This window comes from Rhizobium sp. EC-SD404, assembly GCF_902498825.1.
Classification (GTDB): domain Bacteria; phylum Pseudomonadota; class Alphaproteobacteria; order Rhizobiales; family Rhizobiaceae; genus Georhizobium.
The window spans coordinates 590,552-610,419 of sequence record NZ_LR701459.1; the positions used below are offsets into that span (position 1 = coordinate 590,552).

The 19,868-nt window shown below is 61.9% G+C and carries 17 protein-coding genes; 10 read left to right on the plus strand and 7 right to left on the minus strand.

Annotated features, from left to right (window positions below):
• The first annotated feature begins 8 nt into the window (after positions 1–8).
• Positions 9–1,271, plus strand: coding sequence for a flavodoxin-dependent (E)-4-hydroxy-3-methylbut-2-enyl-diphosphate synthase (ispG, locus tag GC125_RS03840; RefSeq protein WP_151984120.1), 1,263 nt, complete (start codon positions 9–11; stop codon positions 1,269–1,271).
• Between the two features lie 17 nt (positions 1,272–1,288).
• On the opposite strand, the gene GC125_RS03845 is transcribed toward ispG, so the two are convergent.
• Both GC125_RS03845 and GC125_RS03850 read right to left on the minus strand, forming a co-directional pair.
• On the minus strand, positions 1,289–3,766 hold the full coding sequence (locus tag GC125_RS03845; protein ID WP_286165355.1) for a hybrid sensor histidine kinase/response regulator: 2,478 nt from the start codon (positions 3,764–3,766) through the stop codon (positions 1,289–1,291).
• 100 nt (positions 3,767–3,866) lie between these two features.
• Positions 3,867–4,787 carry a polyprenyl synthetase family protein gene (locus tag GC125_RS03850; protein WP_151984121.1) on the minus strand — a complete coding sequence of 307 codons (921 nt, stop codon included), beginning with the start codon at positions 4,785–4,787 and terminating at the stop codon, positions 3,867–3,869.
• Between the two features lie 112 nt (positions 4,788–4,899).
• On the opposite strand from GC125_RS03850, the gene mtgA reads away from it, so the two are divergent.
• The 4 genes from mtgA to GC125_RS03870 all read left to right on the plus strand — a co-directional run bounded on the left by mtgA (position 4,900) and on the right by GC125_RS03870 (position 7,378).
• Entirely contained in the window at positions 4,900–5,646 is a 747-nt protein-coding gene (mtgA, locus tag GC125_RS03855; protein ID WP_151984122.1) for a monofunctional biosynthetic peptidoglycan transglycosylase, read from the plus strand.
• 70 nt (positions 5,647–5,716) lie between these two features.
• Positions 5,717–6,358 (plus strand): glutathione S-transferase family protein, encoded by a 642-nt coding sequence (locus GC125_RS03860; protein WP_151984123.1) that lies wholly within the window; start codon positions 5,717–5,719, stop codon positions 6,356–6,358.
• A gap of 148 nt (positions 6,359–6,506) precedes the next feature.
• Complete coding sequence (rpmF, locus tag GC125_RS03865; RefSeq protein WP_126008123.1) at positions 6,507–6,692, plus strand: 50S ribosomal protein L32; 186 nt, start codon at positions 6,507–6,509, stop codon at positions 6,690–6,692.
• Positions 6,693–6,964: 272 nt separating this feature from the next.
• A complete protein-coding gene (locus GC125_RS03870) occupies positions 6,965–7,378 on the plus strand; it encodes a hypothetical protein (protein WP_151987524.1) in 414 nt (137 codons plus the stop codon).
• A 26-nt stretch (positions 7,379–7,404) separates the two neighbouring features.
• On the opposite strand, the gene GC125_RS03875 is transcribed toward GC125_RS03870, so the two are convergent.
• Positions 7,405–7,836: a GlcG/HbpS family heme-binding protein gene (locus tag GC125_RS03875; protein ID WP_151984124.1), complete on the minus strand. Its 432-nt coding sequence runs from the start codon at positions 7,834–7,836 to the stop codon at positions 7,405–7,407.
• A 112-nt stretch (positions 7,837–7,948) separates the two neighbouring features.
• Complete coding sequence (phaR, locus tag GC125_RS03880; RefSeq protein WP_151984125.1) at positions 7,949–8,545, minus strand: polyhydroxyalkanoate synthesis repressor PhaR; 597 nt, start codon at positions 8,543–8,545, stop codon at positions 7,949–7,951.
• A gap of 281 nt (positions 8,546–8,826) precedes the next feature.
• Between phaR and GC125_RS03885 the strand changes: the two genes are divergently transcribed.
• From GC125_RS03885 to GC125_RS03900, 4 genes are all read left to right on the plus strand, one after another.
• Complete coding sequence (locus tag GC125_RS03885; protein WP_151984126.1) at positions 8,827–10,011, plus strand: acetyl-CoA C-acetyltransferase; 1,185 nt, start codon at positions 8,827–8,829, stop codon at positions 10,009–10,011.
• An 82-nt stretch (positions 10,012–10,093) separates the two neighbouring features.
• On the plus strand, positions 10,094–10,816 hold the full coding sequence (locus tag GC125_RS03890; RefSeq protein WP_151984127.1) for a beta-ketoacyl-ACP reductase: 723 nt from the start codon (positions 10,094–10,096) through the stop codon (positions 10,814–10,816).
• Positions 10,817–10,973: 157 nt separating this feature from the next.
• The gene (locus GC125_RS03895) at positions 10,974–11,516 is read left to right on the plus strand and encodes a TRAP transporter small permease (RefSeq protein ID WP_151984128.1); all 543 of its coding nucleotides are present in this window, start codon (positions 10,974–10,976) and stop codon (positions 11,514–11,516) included.
• Positions 11,513–12,835 (plus strand): TRAP transporter large permease, encoded by a 1,323-nt coding sequence (locus GC125_RS03900; protein WP_151984129.1) that lies wholly within the window; start codon positions 11,513–11,515, stop codon positions 12,833–12,835. Before GC125_RS03895 ends, GC125_RS03900 begins: the two co-directional genes overlap by 4 nt.
• On the opposite strand, the gene GC125_RS03905 is transcribed toward GC125_RS03900, so the two are convergent.
• On the minus strand, positions 12,829–13,725 hold the full coding sequence (locus GC125_RS03905) for a helix-turn-helix domain-containing protein (protein WP_151984130.1): 897 nt from the start codon (positions 13,723–13,725) through the stop codon (positions 12,829–12,831). The genes GC125_RS03900 and GC125_RS03905 overlap by 7 nt on opposite strands.
• A gap of 128 nt (positions 13,726–13,853) precedes the next feature.
• On the opposite strand from GC125_RS03905, the gene pobA reads away from it, so the two are divergent.
• On the plus strand, positions 13,854–15,026 hold the full coding sequence (gene pobA / locus GC125_RS03910; protein ID WP_151987526.1) for a 4-hydroxybenzoate 3-monooxygenase: 1,173 nt from the start codon (positions 13,854–13,856) through the stop codon (positions 15,024–15,026).
• Positions 15,027–15,053: 27 nt separating this feature from the next.
• Here the strand turns inward: pobA and GC125_RS03915 are convergent, their stop codons facing one another.
• Both GC125_RS03915 and pyc read right to left on the minus strand, forming a co-directional pair.
• On the minus strand, positions 15,054–16,235 hold the full coding sequence (locus GC125_RS03915) for an MFS transporter (RefSeq protein WP_151984131.1): 1,182 nt from the start codon (positions 16,233–16,235) through the stop codon (positions 15,054–15,056).
• Positions 16,236–16,347: 112 nt separating this feature from the next.
• Positions 16,348–19,812, minus strand: coding sequence for a pyruvate carboxylase (gene pyc, locus GC125_RS03920; RefSeq protein WP_151984132.1), 3,465 nt, complete (start codon positions 19,810–19,812; stop codon positions 16,348–16,350).
• Between the last annotated feature and the right edge of the window lie 56 nt (positions 19,813–19,868).

Here is a 19,868-nt window from a genome sequence, read left to right on the forward strand (position 1 = left end):
GACGCGCCATGCTCGATCGCAGCCCGAATTCGGCTCAACCCTATCTGACGGCCCCGCTTTCCCGGCGCGCTTCGATCGCGGTGGATGTCGGCGGCGTCATCGTCGGCGGCGGTGCCCCGGTGGTCGTGCAGTCCATGACGAACACCGACACGGCCGATATCGACGCGACGGTTGCCCAGGTCGCCGCGCTGAACCGCGCCGGTTCGGAGATCGTTCGCATCACCGTCGACCGGCCTGAAAGTGCGGCCGCCGTGCCGCGCATCCGCGAACGTCTCGATCGCCTCGGCATCGACGTGCCGCTCGTTGGCGACTTTCACTATATCGGCCACACGCTGCTTGCCGATCATCCCGATTGCGCCGCGGCCCTGGCGAAATACCGCATCAATCCCGGCAATGTCGGCTTCAAGGACAAGCGTGACCGTCAATTCACGCAGATCATCGAGCAGGCGATCCGCCATGACAAGCCGGTACGCATCGGTGTGAACTGGGGCTCGCTTGATGAGGATCTGCTGACGCGCCTGATGGACGAGAACCAGGCCAAGGGCTCTCCCATGACGGCGCGCGAGGTGACACGCGAGGCGATCATCCAATCGGCGCTTCTGTCGGCGGAACTCGCCGAGGAGATCGGCCTGCCGCGCAACCGCATCATCCTGTCGGCGAAGGTCAGCCAGGTTCAGGACCTGATCGCCGTCAATCTCGAGCTTGCCCGGCGCACGAACCATGCGCTTCATCTCGGGCTGACGGAAGCGGGCATGGGCTCCAAGGGGATCGTCGCCTCGTCGGCCGCCATGGGCATCGTGCTTCAGCAGGGTGTCGGCGACACGATCCGCATTTCGCTGACGCCGGAGCCGAATGGCGACCGCACGCGCGAAGTGATCGTCGCGCAGGAATTGCTGCAGACCATGGGTTTCCGCCAGTTTCTGCCGGTGGTCGCGGCATGCCCGGGCTGCGGACGCACGACGTCCACCGTGTTCCAGGAGCTTGCCCAGACCATCGAGGGCGATCTGAGACGCAACATGCCTGTTTGGCGCGACCGCTATCCAGGCGTCGAGAACCTGCAGGTCGCCGTGATGGGCTGCATCGTCAACGGCCCGGGCGAATCCAAGCACGCCGATATCGGCATCTCGCTGCCGGGAACGGGCGAAAGCCCCGCTGCCCCCGTCTTCATCGACGGCAAGAAGGCCAAGACGCTTCGCGGCCCGAACATCGCCGATGATTTCCAGGCACTCGTTGCGGACTATATCGAGCAGCGTTTCGGTCGCTCAGCCTGACAGCTTGGAGTTGCTGATCATGCGCGGCGCAGTTCGTGCCGTTCGGCAAGCCAGTGGTTGACCTTGGCTGCCAGCATGTCCGGTGAAATCGGCTTCGACATGTAGTCGTCCATGCCCACTTCCAGACACTTCTCCCGGTCACCCTTCAACGCATGTGCCGTGATGCCGACGATCGGAGTTCGCGAAAGGCCGAGCTGCAATTCGCGGCGGCGGATCGCTGCGGTTGCCTCATGGCCGTTCATTTCCGGCATGGAGACATCCATCAGGATCAACGCGGGGCGAAGCGCTTCCCACTGCATCAGGGCAAGACGGCCATTGCCGACGATCTTGAACGCGTAAGGCAGTTCCTGAAGCGCCTGGGTGAAGACGATCTGGTTCACCTCGTTGTCTTCGGCGACGAGAATGTCGATTTGGTCGGTGTTGGTACGCGGGCCTTTCTGCCGCGTCTCCGGCATGGACTGTGAAACTTGTTGCACGGGTTTCGGTGCCGGTATCTTGGGCTCGACTTGTGCCTGTCTCTCGCACACCACGGGCGTTGGCCTGGCAACGCCGCTGCGCGCGGCCTGGATGACGCTGGTCGCCGTTTCGAGCAGCAGCGAGGAGCGGGTCGGCTTGTTCAGATGCGCCTCGATGCCGAGTTCGCGCACGAAACGCATCTGCGTGTGCTGGTCCACAGACGAGAGCACGAGGATCGGTATATCGGCCAAATGCGTGTCGCCCCGGAGGTGGCGGGCGACATCGCCGCCATTCATCTCGGGCATCTGGTAGTCGAGGACGATCAGGTCGACCTTCGCGCCGAGCGAACGCGCCTCCTGCAGGAACGCGATACCGGCCGGACCGCTCTCGACCGCCACGCAGTCGAAATGCCAGCTCTGGAACTGCTCGATCAGAATGTCCCGGTTGATGGGGTTGTCCTCGATGATCAGAACGCCCGCGCCGCTCAGGTCCGTGGGCAGGATGCGCTGCGGCTTGGCGCCCTCCGCTTCGTGGATCGGCAACTCGATGGCAAAGGAGAAGCTCGATCCACGGCCGTAGGTGGACGCCACCGCAATGTCGCCGCCCATGAGGTTGATAAGGCGGCGCGCGATCGCGAGGCCGAGGCCCGTGCCTTCGTGCCGGCGCGTCGAGGATGCGTCGACTTGACTGAACTTGTCGAAGATCGTGTCGAGCTTGTCGGCTGGGATGCCGATGCCCGTATCTTCGATCGTGAAGGCGATTTTGACATTGCCTTCACCCACCGTGCCGGAGACGTCGACGAGCACATGGCCGGCTTCTGTGAACTTGACGGCATTGCCGACGAGGTTGGTTAGTATCTGTCGGAGGCGCCCGACGTCGCCGATCAGCATGGCCGGGAGGTCGGGCTGCACCCGCACGATCAGTTCGAGGTCCTTTTCAGCGACTCGACCGGAGACCAGCGTTGCGACATCCTCGACTGTCTCGGCCAGGCTGAAGGGTGCCGGATCGAGCTCGATCTGGTTCGCGTCGATTTTCGAAAAATCGAGAATGTCGTTGATGATCGTCAGCAGCGCGTTTCCGGATTTGACGATGACGTCGGTAAAGGTGCGCTGTTTTGCATTGAGCTCGGTCTTCGCCAGAAGCTCTGCCATGCCGAGAACGCCGTTCATCGGGGTGCGGATCTCATGGCTCATATTGGCAAGGAATTCGGATTTCGCGCGATCGGCGGCAAGGGCCTGGACCATGGCGCGATCGGTTTCCTTCTGCTTCGCCGACAGCCGCTGCACAATGCGCTGCACGGCGAAATCCATCGGAATGAAGACCAGGAAGAGCAGAGCCAGAAGCGCGGCAATGGTGATCAGCAGGAATTGCTGCAGCGTTTGGCCCTGGTTTCGGGAAAGACGCTCAAGATAGGAGCGGACCTCAATCTGCGCTCTTTGATTGGTCACGGCGACGTTGTTGTCGTAGAGCGAGAAAATCTCGCGCGCGGTCCAGTGCATGTCGAACTTGGAGCGCGCTGATTCCACACGCGCCCGATCCAGCATCAGCCGGTAGTGCTGGAAAGGGTCACGCGACGGCATGTATTGGGAAGCATTGACGATGCGCAGCTGGAGCGATTGAGGCGCGGCGCTCCAGAATGCCTCCAGGCGACGCATTTCAGCGTCCGCATTGTCCAGGCGAAACTGCATGGCGGCTTTGACGGGCTGGATGTCGACATCAATCGGCTGCGCGGCCAAACGCTCTCGTCTCTCAGCAAGCGTCATTGAGCGCAGTGCGAAGGGAAGAGTCGGTCGTTCTGATGGAAAACGACGCGCGACCGATTCCGAATAGGCCGCGAGGTCGGCCATCTGCACGTCGAGTTGGGCGAATTGTTCGCCGAGCGCGCCGATGCGGTTGATGTTGATGACCTGCTCGCGCTGCTGCAGGAAGAAATAGAAGCAGATGGCGCCGATCAGGACCAGGGAGAGGACGTAGCTGCATCGCAGGCTCCAGGCCCAGCGGTTGCTTCCGAAGATGCCGATCGAACTGATCTTCGCCATTGATTGTTTGCGCCCAGCCCGTTGTTGCCCCGCAGCAAACATCGTCGGTCAGGGTTAAGAAACCGTGCCTTCGTCTCAAGCAGCCCGGCAAGGACGAGGCTCAGTTTCGCCTGTTGGCGACGAACGCGGCTGCCTGGCGCAGGGGCTCGGCGCGGGCGCCGTAAGGCTCCAGCAATTCCACGGATGCGTCCACGAGGCCGCGGAGCTGCGTCTGTGCCCATTCCGCTCCGTGCAGGCTGACGAGCGTCGCTTTGCCCCGGTCGGCATCCTTGCCCGTCGCCTTGCCCATCGCGGCTTCGTCGGCCGTCAGGTCCAGAAGGTCGTCGGCGAGCTGGAAGGCGAGCCCGATCGCTTCTCCGAACCGCGAGAGCCGTTCGCGGTCGTCCGGCGCGGCGCCGCACACGATAGCGCCAGCCTCACAGGCGAAGCGCAGCAAAGCGCCTGTCTTCATGGCCTGGAGCGTGACAATCTCTTCTTCGGAAAGGCTTCTGTTTTCCGAAGCCAGATCGATCATCTGCCCGCCGACCATGCCGCCAAAACCGGCAGCACGGGACAGCGCGCTGACAAGCGCCACCCGGCGGTCGGGCGCAAGGGTGGTCGAGGGGTCGGTCACCATGTCGAAGGAAAGCGTCAGCAGCGCATCGCCCGCAAGGATCGCGGTCGCTTCGTCATAGGCGATATGGAGCGTGGGGCGACCGCGTCTCAGCGCATCGTCGTCCATGGCAGGCAGGTCGTCGTGCACGAGCGAATAGGTGTGGATGCACTCGAGCGCCGCAGCCACGTCCAGCGCAGCCGCCTGCGTGTCGTCATCGGGTGCAAAAAGGGAGGCGGATTCCATGACGAGGAAAGGCCGAATCCGCTTTCCGCCGCCAAGCAGCGCGTAGCGCATGGCCGAAAGGATGCGCGGTGGCAGCACGATCTCGCCCGGGCGCGGCGTTCCGTCCAGCCGATCGGCCAGTCTTCGCTCGACGAGCGTTGCGCGGGTGGCCAGTTGGCTTTCAAAATCGAAGGGCAGGTCCATTGCGCCCTCTTGGCACGGGCCGGGCCTCGTCGGCAACGATTTCCTGAAAGCAGTGGCAATGCTCCGACAGCAAAGCTATGGAGGATTTGAGACGGCAGAAGGATAGGCGGCCTTGTCGCAGCGACACCGACATTTCGGTGAGAATTTTGAAGCGAAACCGCGCGGCCGCCGGCGTCGGGCAGGCATCGGCCGATGGATCGGGCGGCTGTTCCTGCTTGGCGTCTTCCTGCTCATTTTGCCCTATCTGCTGATCCTCCTTTATCGCATCGAGATCGTCCGGCCATGGTCGACGCTGATGGCCTATGGTCTCGTCAGCGGGCAGGGTGTCGAGAGGACCTGGGTTCCGTTCGAAGACGTGGCGCCGGTGCTCGTCCAGTCGGTGATGATGTCGGAAGACGGCCAGTTCTGCGCCCATGACGGCATCGACTGGGAGGCGCTCAACTCGGTGATCGACGGCGCTTTGGAGGGTGAATCGACCCGCGGCGCGAGCACGATCCCGATGCAGACGGCGAAAAACCTGTTTTTGTGGCCAGGTCGGTCCTTCGTGCGCAAGGCGCTCGAGGTGCCGCTTGCCATGGCTGCAGATTACACCTGGTCGAAACAACGGATGATGGAAATCTATCTCAATATCGCGGAATGGGCGCCGGGCGTTTATGGCATCGAGGCGGCTGCGCATCATCATTTCGGCGTTTCGGCCAGCAATCTCAGCGCCAGCCAGTCCGCGCTTCTGGCCGTGTCGCTGCCCAATCCTCACCAGCGCAATGCCGGGTCTCCGGGCGATGGCCTGCGACGGCTGGCCGGCAACATCGAAGGGCGTGCACGTCAGTCCGGCGCCTACATCACCTGCCTTTATGGATAGTTGACGCGATCTGACTGGTCCGGCCGGGCATCGACACGGTAGGTTCACCGCCAATCGTCGGAGTATCCCCATGTCCCGCCTCACTTTGTTCATCGCCAACAAGACCTATTCGTCCTGGTCGTTTCGCCCATGGCTCGCGATGCGCATGGCCGGGATCGATTTCGACGAGGAACTGATCCCGTTCAGCGCTGGCGGCTCCAACCCGGCCTTTCGCGCATTCTCTCCGACAGGAAAGGTGCCGGTGCTGCGTGATGGTGACCTCGTCATCTGGGAGACCTTGGCGATCCTCGAATATCTGGCGGAAACGTACCCGGCGATTTGGCCTAGAGACGCGTCCGCCCGCGCCAGGGCACGCGCCATATCCTCGGAAATGCATGCGGGCTTCCAGGCGTTGCGCAACGAATGCCCGATGAACATGCGGCGTCCACGACGCGCCATCCCGGTGAGCGCGGCAGCGCAAGCCGATGTCGTGCGCATCACGGAGATCTGGACCTCGGCGCTTACGCAGTCCGGTGGACCGTTTCTCTACGGCGAATTTTTTGCTGCAGACGCGATGTTCGCGCCAGTGGTCAATCGCTTCGACGTCTACGCATTGACAGAAGATGCCGACGTTCTGGCCTATATGGAGCGGGTGAAGGCGCTTCCTCCATACCTGGAATGGGCGGAGGCGAGCCGGGATGAGCCCTGGGTGGTGCCTGAGGAAGAACACTAGAGAGTTTCGTCAAAAAAATGCCGTGGCCGCTGGTCAAACGCCTGCCGACACTGTATGAACCCGCCAAATTTCCGAATTCGGCAACGTCTGTCTTCGACGATCGGTCGAGCAATCAGGCGTTTCTTGTCGCCCGCGAATGGAGTGAACCATGGCTGTACCTAAAAGAAAAACGACGCCGTCCAAGCGCGGCATGCGTCGTTCGGCAGATGCTATCAAGGCCCCGACCTACGTCGAGGACAAGAATTCCGGCGAACTGCGCCGTCCGCACCACGTCGACCTGAAGACCGGCATGTACCGCGGTCGCCAGGTTCTGACGCCGAAGGAAAGCGCATAAGCGCTTCCCGGGCGGTCGCAACAGGCCGCCTTTTCGATCAGACTATGCAAGAGGCTGGCTTTCGCCGGCCTTTTTCCGTTGCGGGCGCCTGTATCCCGCACATCGTAGGGTGACGAACCTGTCGCCAAGGCGCAGGATTACACTGCCGATAGCTTAGAGTGATTTCGCTTTTCTTCGAATTGCTCAATCACACCAAAATTTTGATTTGTCGCGTTTCCAAACGGTGAACCGTTTTCCAATTCACCTGGAAACGCTCTATGACGGAGACCGCCGTGCTGACCGCATTTCCCCTGATGATCATTCCGTTCGTTCTCTACAACATCGCCATGTTCGGCATTGTCGGCTTTGGCGGGCCGGAATGGCTGGCAAGCGAAGTGACGAGCCTGCAGATGGTGTCGGGCGCCGTCTGGACGCTGAGCTTCGGCGATCTGATCATCGTCATCGCGCTGGTGATGCTGTTCGCGGAAATCGTGAAGGCAACGCGGACGGGTCCGTTTCAGATCGTCGACCATCTCTTGTCGCTGGTCGTCTTTCTCGTCTTCATGATCGAGTTTCTGCTGTTCCAGAGCGCCGCGACGGATGTGTTCTTCATCCTGATGGCGATCGCCTTCGTCGACGTGGCGGCAGGCTTCACGGTCGCGCTGCGCAGCGCATCGCGCGACGTCTCGATCGGTCTTGGCCGCTGAAAAGGTCCAGCGGCCGTCGGTGCCCGCTAGTCTTTCTGGGCAATGAGCCCGGCGGCTTCGATGCCCGCGACGGCTGCCGTCTCGTCGTTGTCTGCGGTGTCGCCGGAAATGCCGACTGCACCGAGTATGGTGCCCTTCTTGTCCTTGATCAGCACGCCACCCGGCACCGGCAGGATCTTGCCGTTTGAAATGCCGACCATGCCGGTAAGGAAGTGCGCGCGCGTCGCAGCCTGGTCGTGCAACCAGCGCGATCCCATGCCGACCGAGAGCGCGCCATAGGCCTTTCCGGCGCCCATGTCGAAACGCAGCATTGATGCCCCATCCTGACGCTGAAACGCCTTCACGTGACCACCGGCATCGAGCACGACGACGCCGAGCGGCTTCAGCCCCATTTCCTTGGCCTGCGCCAGAGCGCCGGTGATGATGCGATTGGCTTTGGACAGAGGCAAGTCGGTCATAGGTAAGTCTTCACTTTCATTTTAGATCGGAGTTTCTCAGAGGACGTCAGAGCACTTGGATTGCCAAGTGCTCAAAGAGCGAAACAGTTTTTCCGTGAAACGCGAAAACGGTTCACTCGCCCATGCGGTCGAGCTTTTCCTGAAGCGCGCGTAGCTGATCCTTCAGCTCGTTCAGGTCCTTACTGTCGCTGGTCTTCTTGCGTTCGCCTTCTGAGCCCGCTTCCTTCGCCGCCGCGTTGAAAGGCGAGAACATGCGCATGGCCTGCTGGAAAATCTCGGTGTTGCGGCGCACCTGCTCCTCGGCCATCTGAATGGGGATTTGCATGTTGCGTGCCATCGGGTTGTCGCCGAAGGCCTTGGTCATCTGCTCGCGCATCTGGCCTTGCTGGGATGTGAAGGCTTGCATGGTCTGCTCGAGATAGGTCGGCACGACCATCTGCATCTGATCACCATAGAACCCGATCAGCTGTCGCAGGAAGGAAACGGGAAGCAGCGTGTTGCCCGTCTTCGATTCCTGTTCGAAAATGATCTGCGTCAGCACCGAATGGGTAATATCGTCGCCTGATTTGGCGTCCTGGACGATGAAGTCCTCGCCGTTCTTCACCATCACCGCGAGATCATCGAGCGTGACGTACGTGCTCGTCCCTGTGTTGTAGAGACGCCGGTTGGCGTATTTCTTGATGATGATGTCACCGTCTTTTTTGGCCATGCTCTCCCCTTACAACCAAAATCGAACCGGCAGCCATTCTGCTGGATGCAAACTGTAGGCGATATGCCTCGCCGTTGACAAATGCTTTGTGCGATGCGGCGAACCTTCTTCTGCTGCGCCGCAATACACGCCGTAGCAAGCCGTCGCCCGCTGGTCGAAAGGCGCCAAGACGGATTTGACTTGCGGCGGGAGGTCGGTCAGTTTCTTTGGCAAAGAACGCCGCGTTTGCCGCAATGGCTGCGTGGCTAGAAAAGCACTCGCAAAACGGGATTTTCATCATCATGGCTTCCGCACAATCGATCGTCATCGCCAGCGCCGGGCGCACGGCCGTCGGCTCTTTCAATGGTTCATTTGCTTCCGTGCCTGCCCATGAACTCGGGGCGGCCGCTATCAAGGGCGCGCTCGAACGGGCAGGCGTCGATCCGAAGGAAGTGAACGAGGTGATCCTCGGCCAGATCCTGACCGCGGGCCAGGGCCAGAACCCCGCCCGCCAGGCCGCCATGGGCGCGGGCATCCCGCAGGAAGCGACCGCCTGGGGCCTCAACCAGTTGTGCGGATCTGGTCTGCGCGCCGTTGCGATCGGCATGCAGCAGATCGCAACCGGTGATGCCGACATTATCGTTGCCGGCGGACAGGAATCCATGTCGATGGCGCCGCATTGCGCGCATCTGCGCGGCGGCGTGAAGATGGGCGACTTCAAAATGGTCGACACCATGATCAAGGACGGCCTGATGGATGCCTTCTACGGCTACCACATGGGCAATACCGCCGAGAACGTCGCCCGCCAGTGGCAGCTTTCGCGCGACGATCAGGATGCCTTTGCCGTCGCGTCGCAGAACAAGGCTGAAGCCGCGCAAAAGGCAGGCCGCTTCAAGGACGAAATCATCCCGTTCACCGTCAAGGGCCGCAAGGGCGATACCGTCGTCGATCAGGACGAGTACATCCGCGCCGGTGCGACGCTCGAAGGCATGCAGAAGCTGAAGCCCGCTTTCGACAAGGAAGGCACGGTGACTGCCGGCAACGCGTCAGGCATCAATGACGGCGCCGCCGCTGCCGTGCTGATGAGCGAAGCCGAGGCTTCCAGGCGCGGCATCACGCCGATGGCGCGTATCGTTTCCTGGGCGACAGCAGGCGTCGATCCGCAGATCATGGGCACCGGCCCGATTCCCGCTTCCCGCAAGGCACTGGAACGCGCCGGCTGGAAAATCGACGATCTCGATCTCGTCGAAGCGAACGAGGCGTTCGCGGCTCAGGCCTGCGCAGTCAACAAAGACCTCGGCTGGAATCCGGAGATCGTGAACGTCAATGGCGGTGCGATCGCCATCGGTCACCCGGTCGGCGCATCTGGCGCGCGTATCCTGAACACGCTTCTGTTCGAAATGGCACGGCGCGACGCCAAGAAGGGCCTTGCCACGCTCTGCATCGGCGGCGGCATGGGCGTCGCCATGTGCCTCGAGCGCCTTTGATCTATCGACCTTAGAATGAGCGAGGGGGCCGACAGAGCCCCCAGCTCAAAAGAATTTCAGTGCATCGGGAGGATGGCAGAGAATGGCACGAGTAGCATTGGTGACGGGTGGTTCGCGTGGGATTGGCGCGGCGATTTCCAAGGCGTTGAAAGATGCCGGCTATACGGTCGCAGCGACCTATGCCGGAAATGACGAGAAGGCCGCGGCGTTCAAGCAGGAAACGGGCATCGCCGTCTTCAAGTGGGACGTCTCCAGCTATGACGCCTGCAAGGAAGGCATCGCCAAGGTCGAAGCCGAAATCGGCCCGATCGACGTGCTCGTCAACAATGCGGGCATCACGCGCGATTCCATGTTCCACAAGATGACGCCCGACATGTGGAACGACGTGATCAACACCAACCTGACCGGCCTGTTCAACATGACCCACCCGGTCTGGACGGGTATGCGCGACCGCAAGTTCGGCCGCGTGATCAACATTTCGTCGATCAATGGCCAAAAGGGCCAGATGGGCCAAGCGAACTATTCCGCCGCCAAAGCCGGCGATCTCGGCTTCACCAAGGCTCTTGCACAGGAAGGCGCGCGCGCCGGCATCACGGTCAACGCCATCTGCCCGGGCTATATCGCCACCGAGATGGTCATGGCCGTGCCGGAAAAGGTGCGGGAATCGATCATCGCGAACATTCCTGCCGGCCGGCTCGGCGAGCCTGAGGAAATTGCCCGTTGCGTCGTCTTCCTTGCATCCGACGAAGCCGGCTTCCTCAACGGCTCCACGATTTCCGCCAATGGCGGTCAATTCTTCGTCTGACCGGCTGTCCAAGGGGCCGATCGAGGCCTGTGGCGAAATAATCCATCGGAAACGGGCAAGTCTGGTAAATCGCCGGACTTGCCCTTTCTCGTTGCGTCGCAATAGATAGGGCCGCAGACACCAGGGTGGATGGTGACGGTAGGAGGATCTGCACACGATGGCGACGCTTGGGAAAGCCGTACGGTATCTGGCGCTGACGCTTGCGATCGCCGGTGGATTGGCACTGGTCTTCATAACCCTGATGACCATCGTCTCGATTTCCGGCCGGGCGCTGATTTCCTTGGGGCTTCGGCCTGTCCCGGGCGACTTCGAACTCGTCGAAGCGGCGACCGGCTTTGCCGTGTTCAGCTTTCTCGCGTGGTGTCATCTCAACCGCGAGCATGCTTCCGTCGAAATCCTGACCATGCGGTTTTCGCCGGTCGTCAATCGCGTCATTGATGTGATCGTCGATGCGCTGATGTTGCTGGTCGCCAGCGTGCTCACCTATCAGCATTGGCTCGGCACGCTCGACAAACTCGCCTATCGCGAGACGTCCTTCATTCTGCAGTATCCGGTCTGGTGGGCTTATGCGCTGGGCCTCGTCGGTGCCGTCGGCTTCGTCATCGTCGCCGTCTATTGCCTCATTGCCAGCATCAGGGCGCTTGTGCGGCCTGATGCTGCGCCTCCCGTTCTTTCGCAGTCTCAAGGTCCGATCGCGTGACGAATTTCGAAATCGGCCTCTGGTCGTTCCCGGTCCTGCTGGTTCTGATCTTCCTCAGAATTCCGATCGGTCTGGCGATGTTGCTCGTCGGGATCGGCGGCAGCTTTGCGCTCAACGGTTCGCTTCTGATGATCATGGCGCAGCTGAAGAACCTGACCTACGGCACGTTCTCCTCCTATTCGCTGTCGATCATCCCGCTGTTCCTGCTCATGGGGCAGTTCGCGGCGCTGGGCGGCATGTCGCAGGCCCTGTTCCGGGCGGCTGAAACCTGGCTCGGCCATCGCAAGGGTGGCGTTGCCATGGCTGCGATCGGTGCCTGTGCCGGCTTCGGTGCCATCTGCGGGTCGTCGCTGGCAACGGCCGCCACAATGGGCAAGGTCGCACTGCCGGAGCTCAAACGCTACGGCTATGCCGGCGGGCTTTCGACCGCGACGCTCGCTGCCGGCGGCACGCTCGGCATCCTCATTCCGCCATCGGTCATCCTGGTCATCTATGCGATCCTCACCGAGCAGAACATCGCCAAGCTGTTTGCTGCGGCGTTCCTTCCGGGCGTGCTGGCCGCCATTGGCTACATCATCGTGATCGCCATCTATGCTCGGGTTAAGCCCGAAGCGGTGGGCAAGCGCGACCGTGCACCCTATTCAGAGCGGTTCCGCGCTCTTCTCGGCATCTGGCCCGTTCTCATCGTCTTCGTTGCGGTGATCGGCGGCATCTATACCGGCGTCTTCACGCCGACGGAGGCTGCCGCCGTGGGCGCGTTCGGGACCGGCGTGATCGCGCTTCTCAACCGTGGTCTCAACTGGACCACGCTGAAGGAGGCGATCGTGTCGACGGCCGGCGCCACGGGCATGATCTTCTTCATCGTGCTGGGTGCTGCGGTCTTCAACAGCTTTCTCGCCTTGTCGCAGCTGCCGCAGACCATGGCCGCGTTCGTGACCGAACAGGGCTTCAGTCCCTGGATGGTTCTGACGATCATCCTCGTTCTCTACCTCGTCATGGGCTGCTTCATGGATTCGCTCTCCATGATCCTGCTCACGGTGCCGATCTTCTTCCCGATCGTATCGGTGCTGGATTTCGGCCTCACGGCAGAAGAGTTCGCCCTCTGGTTCGGCATCCTCATCCTGATCGTCGTGGAGGTGGGGCTGATAACGCCACCTGTCGGGATGAACCTCTTCGTCATCAATTCGATGTCGAAGGAAACGCGGATTTCCGCCACCTATGCGGCGGTGATGCCGTTCGTCGCCTCGGATATCATCCGCACGGCGATCCTCGTCATTTTTCCGAGCATCTCGCTTGTTCTCGTCCGGCTTCTTTACTGAGGTTGGCGATCCTGGTTCTTCAGCCGATACGCGGTCGGCTGAAGTCCCGTCTCGCGCTGGAAGAAGCGCGTGAAATAGGCCGTATCCGTAAAGCCGAGCCCCAGCGCGATCGCCTTGATCGGCTGAACGCTGAAGATGAGGCTGCGCTTGGCATCGTTGATCAGCCGGTCTGCCAGAAGCCGCTGTACGGTGCGGTTCTCGGCGCTTTTCAAAATGCGGTTGAGATGGGTCGGTGAAAGACCCAGCTCACGGGCATAGAAGCCGACCGGACGGTGTTCTCGGTAATGGCGCTCGACGAGCTGTGTCAGCCGATCGAGCCGCACGCGATCCTTGTCGCGCTGCTCCGGGGCGTCTGTGTCCGTCGTGCGTTGCCGGATGGTGCGGATCAGCGATGCGGTGAGAAGACTCTCGATGAGTGCTGCATAGCCTGGTCGCCTAGCTGCGTATTCTGCCTGGATTTCTCGAAGCATGGCATGAACGGCGGAGTGCGCCGGCAGATCGTCATCCAGCGGCTCGACCTGGACCGTCGGTGTGTTCAACGCCGGCGAGAGATCCACTGCGAGCAAGGTCGCAAGCCGCGATGCGGCAATGGTGAGCACGAAGCCTTCGACGTCGTTGGAGAAGCGGAAGCCATGCACGGTGCCGACCGGCACCATGACGAGGCACGGCAATGCGAGCCGGTGATGCACTCGCCCGTCGCCAAGCTCCGCGGTGCCGGAGCGAATGTGCAGAATTTGAAAGTAGCTGCGATGCCGATGCGGCTTGATCTCCCAGCCATGCATGCGCGAGCGCTCGTAGATATCCTCGCAATGCAGTAAAAACTCCGGCGTACCGGAGGATTGGTCGGATCGGTCCTCGCCGTAGAGATCGTAGGTCGGAATGATGCGCATGGGTCTACTTGGATCGAGATGGCGGAAAAGTCCACATCAATGCAAGCTCCGTCCATTTGCCGTGCCACCCACAAAAGACATCTTGCCGGCAGGTACAGATTGAATTGAAGGAGCTCTCGGTGTCCGTCATCCGCACGCAGGTCGCGATCATCGGCTCGGGGCCGTCAGGACTGCTGCTCGGCCGGCTTCTCACCCAGGCGGGCATCGACAGCATCATCCTCGACCGCGTCGATGCGGCCTATATCCTGGAGCGCGTGCGTGCCGGTGTTCTGGAAGAGGGCACGGTGCGGATGCTGGAAGAAGCAGGCGTTGCAGAGCGCATGCACCGCGAAGGCCTGCCACATTCGGGTTTCGACCTCACCTTCGACGGGCGGCGCCACCGCATCGATCTCGAAGGCCTGACGGGCGGCAAGAAGGTCATGGTCTACGGCCAGACTGAGGTGACGCACGATCTTCTCGACCAGCGCGCGCGCGATGGCGCAACCTCGATCTACGACGCCGAGGACGTACAGCCGCATGATTTCGATAGCGAAAAACCCTACGTCACCTATCGCAAGGATGGTGTGGAGCACCGGATCGACTGCGATTTCATCATCGGCTGCGACGGTTATCACGGGCCAAGCCGAAAGGCGGTGCCCGAAAATGCGATCAAGCTGTTCGAGAAGGTCTATCCCTTCGGCTGGCTCGGCATCCTGGCCGATGTGAAGCCGGTCAGCCATGAACTGATCTATGCAAACCATCCTCGCGGCTTTGCGCTCTGCTCCATGCGCTCGCTCAGCCGCAGCCGGTACTACGTTCAGTGCTCGCTCGACGACAAGGTGGAAGAGTGGTCCGACGAGCGCTTCTGGGACGAGCTGCGCCGCCGGTTGCCCCAGGATGTCGGGGAAGCGCTGACGACAGGCCCCTCATTCGAGAAATCGATCGCGCCGCTGCGCTCGTTCGTCGCCGAGCCGATGCGTTTCGGACGGCTGTTCCTCGTGGGCGATGCGGCGCATATCGTTCCACCGACAGGGGCCAAGGGTCTGAACCTCGCCGTGTCGGACGTGCACTACGTCATGGACGGTCTTCGCGAACACTATCTGGAGAAGTCCCAGGCCGCGCTTGACGCCTATTCGGCGCGTGCGCTTGCCCGCGTCTGGAAGGCCGTGCGGTTCTCCTGGTGGATGACGACGATGATGCACCGCTTCGACGATACGGGTCCGTTCGGCCAGCGCATCCAGGAGGCCGAACTCGACTATCTCGTGCATTCGGAGGCGGCATCAGCCTCGCTTGCGGAGAATTATGTCGGGCTGCCTTACTGACACGGGCTCACTCAATAAACGATCGCGTCAATCCTTCTGCATGTCTCCATGGCGGGCGAGCGAGGACAGAGCCAGGACGACGATGAACAGGATCGGCAGGGCGGTGAAGACGGCGGCAAAGCCCGTGTGCTCGGCGATGAAGCCGATGACGGACGGCGCCACCAGGATGCCCGAATAGCCCATGAAGGTGACGACCGACAGCGCGATGCCCTGCGCGAAGCCCGGCAGATTGCCGGCTGCCGAAAAGGCGATCGGCACCATGTTGGAAATGCCGATGCCGGCGATAGCAAAGCCGATGACCGCGACAGTCGCGTTCGGTGCCTGACCTGCCACCAGCATACCGACGATGGCGAACAACGTGCAGATCCGCAGCGTCAGAACCGCTCCCAGACGGTCGCGGATGGGGTCGCCGGCGAACCGCATGACTGCCATGGCGGCCGAGAATGCGCCGAAGGCCATGCCGGACAGAGCGAGCGTCGCGTCCAGTTCCTGGCGCAGATAGAGCGCGCCCCAGTCGAGAATCGCGCCTTCAGGCGTCATGGAAAAAAGCGCCATGATACCGATCAGATAAGGCAGCACGCTTTTCGGCAGGCGAAGAGGCTGCTTTTCCGCAGTTTCCGGCTGTGCGTCGCCGCTGACGAAGCGGAGCGCGAGGAAGACGATGGCGGCGAGAACGACCGTCACGATGATCACATGGTTCGTCGTGCCGAAGGCCGCAATGAGCACGCCCCCGAGGGCCGCGCCGACAAGGCCGCCCAAGCTCCAGAAGCCATGGCAGGACGACATGATCGCGCGGCGCATGGACTTTTCGACGTGGACGGCGTTGGCGTTCATCGCAACATCCATTGCGCCAATCAGGCCACCGAAGAAGAAGATGACGACAACGGCTGCGGGAACGGTCGGTGCCAGCGTCAGCAGAAGCAGCGCCGGGATGCAGGCGATTGCGGTGATGCGCGTGACGAATGCGGAGCCGAGACGGGCGACCATGGCGCCGCCGACCGGCATCATCACGAGCGAGCCCAGACCGAAGACGAGGATCATCAAGCCAAGCTGGCTTTCGCTCAAGCCGAGACGACTGGCAAAGTCCGGGATTTTTGGTGCCCAGCTGCCGACGATGAACCCGTTGGCGAAGAAGAGAGCGGAAATCGCGGCCCGATGGCTTGGAAAGAAGCCGGTCGTCGCGCTGGTGTGTCCTGTTGTGCCGTGCATGTCACTTTTTCCCGGGCCGAGGCTCTTCGGGCTCTATTAAATCGATTTGATCGCGTTGGAAATGGGGCAGGCGCGCGTTCTCGCCTGCCCGAACTTCACGATTGATGGCAGATCATTCCGCTGCGTAGGTTGCGAGCAGATCCTTGGCATCGATCTGGTCGCCGGCTTTCACGAGCACTTCACCGATGACCCCGTCACGGTCGGCGTGGATCGCCGTTTCCATCTTCATGGCTTCGATGGACAGGATGACGTCGCCCGATTCCACCTTCTGACCGGCCGAGACGGCGATCGCCGACACAACGCCCGGCATCGGCGCGCCGATATGGTGGTCGTTGCCGGCTTCCGCCTTGCGCTTGACGCCGTTTCCGCCGGCTCCGTGGGCGCGGTCAGGCACCTTCACGCGGCGTGGTTGGCCGTTGAGCTCGAAGAAGACCGTGATCATGCCCTTGTCGTTGGTCTCGCCGATCGCCTGATTGCGCACGACCAGCGTCTTGCCTTTTTCGAGATCGACGAACAGCTCTTCGCCGACATCGAGGCCGTAGAAATAGGCCGGTGTCGGCAACACGCTGACCGGGCCGTAGGTCTCAGCGGCGAGCGCGAAATCGGTGAAGACCTTCGGGTACATGAGATAGGATGCGAATTCGAACTCGTCGACGTCGCGTTCCAGCGTCTCTTCGATCGCCTTGCGCTCGACGGCTAGATCGGCAGGCTCCAAGAGCGCACCGGGCCTTTCGGTGAAGGGCTTCTCGTCCTTCAGTATCTTCTTCTGCAGCGCTGCGGGCCACCCGGACGGCGGCTGGCCGAGATCACCACGCATCATCGACACGACCGATTCCGGGAAAGAGATGTCCTTGCCCGGGTTCTCGACGTCGGCCACTGACAGATCCTGCGAGACCATCATCAGCGCCATATCGCCGACGACCTTGGAGGAAGGCGTCACCTTCACGATGTCGCCGAACATGCGGTTGGCGTCCGCATAGGCCTGGGCCACTTCGTGCCAGCGGGTCTCGAGCCCGAGCGAGCGGGCCTGTTCCTTGAGGTTGGTGAACTGGCCGCCCGGCATCTCGTGCAGGTAGACTTCTGAAGCAGGGCCGCGCAGGTCGCTTTCGAATGCGGCATACTGGTTGCGCACGGCTTCCCAGTAGAAGGAAATCCGGCGGATCCATTCGGGGTCGAGACCGGGATCGCGCTCGGTGTTGCGCAGCGCTTCCACGATCGAGCCGAGGCAGGGCTGCGAGGTGTTGCCGGACAGTGCATCCATCGCCGCGTCGATGACGTCGACGCCGGCATCGACGGCCGCCAGAACCGTGGCGCCCGCGATGCCTGAGGTGTCGTGGGTATGGAAATGGATCGGCAGATCGGTCGTGTCGCGCAAAGCCTTGAAGAGCACGCGCGCGGCGGCGGGCTTCAGCAGCCCCGCCATGTCCTTCAGCGCGATGATGTTGGCGCCTGCCGCTTCAAGCTCCTGGGCGAGCTTGGTGTAGTAGGCAAGATCGTATTTGGCGCGCTCCGGATCGAGGATGTTGCCGGTATAGCAGATCGCCGCTTCGCACAGCCTGCCGGTCTCGCGCACCGCATCCATGGCTACGCGCATATTCTCAACCCAATTGAGGCAATCGAAAACGCGGAAGACGTCGATGCCGCCCTTGGCCGCCTGCTCCACGAAGTGGCGCACGACATTGTCGGGATAGTTCTTGTAGCCGACGCCGTTGGCGCCGCGCAGTAGCATCTGCAGCAGGATGTTCGGCGCGCCCTTGCGCACGAGGTCGAGGCGCTCCCAGGGGTCTTCCGTCAGGAAGCGCATGGACACGTCGAACGTCGCGCCGCCCCAGCACTCCAGCGAGAAGAGTTCGGGAAGCGCGCGGGCATAGGTATCGGAAATACGCGCGATGTCGTAGGTGCGCATGCGGGTTGCCAGAAGCGACTGGTGGCCGTCGCGCATGGTCGTGTCGGTCAAAAGCACGCGCGTTTCGCCGCGCATCCATTCGGCGAATTTTTCAGGGCCGAGCGTATCGAGGCGCTGCTTGGTACCGTCCGGAATCTCCTTCTTGCCCACATGGGGAATGCGCGGCGCCGCCGCTTCCGCCGGCACGGGACGGCCCTTCACCTCGGGATGGCCGTTGACCGTCACGTCGGCGAGGTAGGTCAGAAGCTTGGTGGCGCGGTCCTGACGACCGACTTGCTCGAACAACTCCGGGGTCTCGTCGATGAAGCGGGTCGTATAGGAATTGTCGCGGAATTTCGGGTGGCCAATGATCGCTTCGAGAAAGGTCAGGTTGGTGGCGATGCCACGGATACGGAATTCGCGCAGTGCCCGGTCCATGCGCAGGATGGCTTCTTCCGACGTCGGCGCCCATGCGGTGACTTTTTCAAGCAGCGGATCATAGAAGCGCGTGATGATGGCGCCCGAGTAGGCTGTGCCGCCATCGAGGCGGATGCCAAAGCCGGTCGCGCCGCGATAGGCGGTGATGCGGCCGTAGTCGGGAATGAAGTTCTGCTCCGGATCTTCGGTCGTGATGCGGCACTGCAGGGCGTGGCCGTTCAGCTTGATGTCTTCCTGGCGCGGAACACCCGATTCCGGCGTGCCGATCTTCTTGCCTTCAAGGATGCGGATCTGCGCCTTGACGATGTCGATGCCGGTCACTTCCTCGGTGACCGTGTGCTCCACCTGAATGCGCGGATTGACCTCGATGAAGTAGAATTCTTCGGTATCGGCATCCATCAGGAATTCGACGGTGCCAGCGCCGACATAAGACGTGACTTCCGCAATCTTGCGGGAGTATCCCGCAATTTCGGCTCGCTTCTCGGCGGAGAGATAAGGCGCGGGCGCGCGCTCGACCACCTTCTGGTTGCGGCGCTGGATGGAGCAGTCGCGCTCGAAGAGATCGACCACTGTGCCATGGGTGTCGCCGAGGATCTGGCTTTCCACGTGGCGGGCGCGCTCGACGAGCTTTTCGAGATAGACCTCGTCCTTGCCGAAGGCCGCTTTCGCCTCGCGCTTGCCTTCCGTTACCTCACGGGCCAGATCGGACGCTTGGCGGATGACGCGCATGCCGCGTCCGCCGCCGCCCCAGGACGCCTTCAGCATGAGCGGGTAGCCGATCGCTTCCGCCATTCGGCCCACTTCGTCCATGTCGTCCGGCAGAGGCTCGGTGGCCGGCACGACCGGGACCCCGACTTCGATGGCCAAATTGCGGGCGGCGACCTTGTTGCCCAGCCGACGCATCGTATCCGGGCTCGGGCCAATGAAGATGATGCCGTGTTCGGCGCATGCGTCGGCAAATTCCGGGCTTTCGGACAACAGGCCGTAGCCGGGGTGGATCGCATCGGCTCCGGAGAGCTTTGCGACGCGGATCACCTCATCGATCGACAGGTAGCTTTCGATGGGTCCGAGATCGCGCTCCAGATGCGGGCCGCGGCCCACCTGGTAGCTTTCATCGGCCTTGAAGCGGTGCAGGGCGAGCTTGTCTTCCTCCGCCCAGATGGCGACGGTCTTGATGCCGAGCTCGTTGGCGGCGCGGAAGACGCGGATTGCGATTTCGGAGCGGTTGGCAACGAGAATCTTCGAAATCGGCACAGCGCAACTCCCCATGTTGGCACTTCGAAGTGCCGGCAACTCGATCCTGACTGTCT

Coding starts and splice junctions, on each gene's coding strand:
- GC125_RS03915 (WP_151984131.1), bottom strand. CDS start 16,235: ATGCACGGCACAACAGGACACACCAGCGCGACGACCGGCTTCTTTCCA.
- GC125_RS03885 (WP_151984126.1), top strand. CDS start 8,827: ATGGCTTCCGCACAATCGATCGTCATCGCCAGCGCCGGGCGCACGGCC.
- GC125_RS03875 (WP_151984124.1), bottom strand. CDS start 7,836: ATGACCGACTTGCCTCTGTCCAAAGCCAATCGCATCATCACCGGCGCT.
- GC125_RS03905 (WP_151984130.1), bottom strand. CDS start 13,725: ATGCGCATCATTCCGACCTACGATCTCTACGGCGAGGACCGATCCGAC.
- GC125_RS03845 (WP_286165355.1), bottom strand. CDS start 3,766: ATGGCGAAGATCAGTTCGATCGGCATCTTCGGAAGCAACCGCTGGGCC.
- GC125_RS03890 (WP_151984127.1), top strand. CDS start 10,094: ATGGCACGAGTAGCATTGGTGACGGGTGGTTCGCGTGGGATTGGCGCG.
- ispG (WP_151984120.1), top strand. CDS start 9: ATGCTCGATCGCAGCCCGAATTCGGCTCAACCCTATCTGACGGCCCCG.
- GC125_RS03895 (WP_151984128.1), top strand. CDS start 10,974: ATGGCGACGCTTGGGAAAGCCGTACGGTATCTGGCGCTGACGCTTGCG.
- GC125_RS03850 (WP_151984121.1), bottom strand. CDS start 4,787: ATGGACCTGCCCTTCGATTTTGAAAGCCAACTGGCCACCCGCGCAACG.
- phaR (WP_151984125.1), bottom strand. CDS start 8,545: ATGGCCAAAAAAGACGGTGACATCATCATCAAGAAATACGCCAACCGG.
- rpmF (WP_126008123.1), top strand. CDS start 6,507: ATGGCTGTACCTAAAAGAAAAACGACGCCGTCCAAGCGCGGCATGCGT.
- GC125_RS03860 (WP_151984123.1), top strand. CDS start 5,717: ATGTCCCGCCTCACTTTGTTCATCGCCAACAAGACCTATTCGTCCTGG.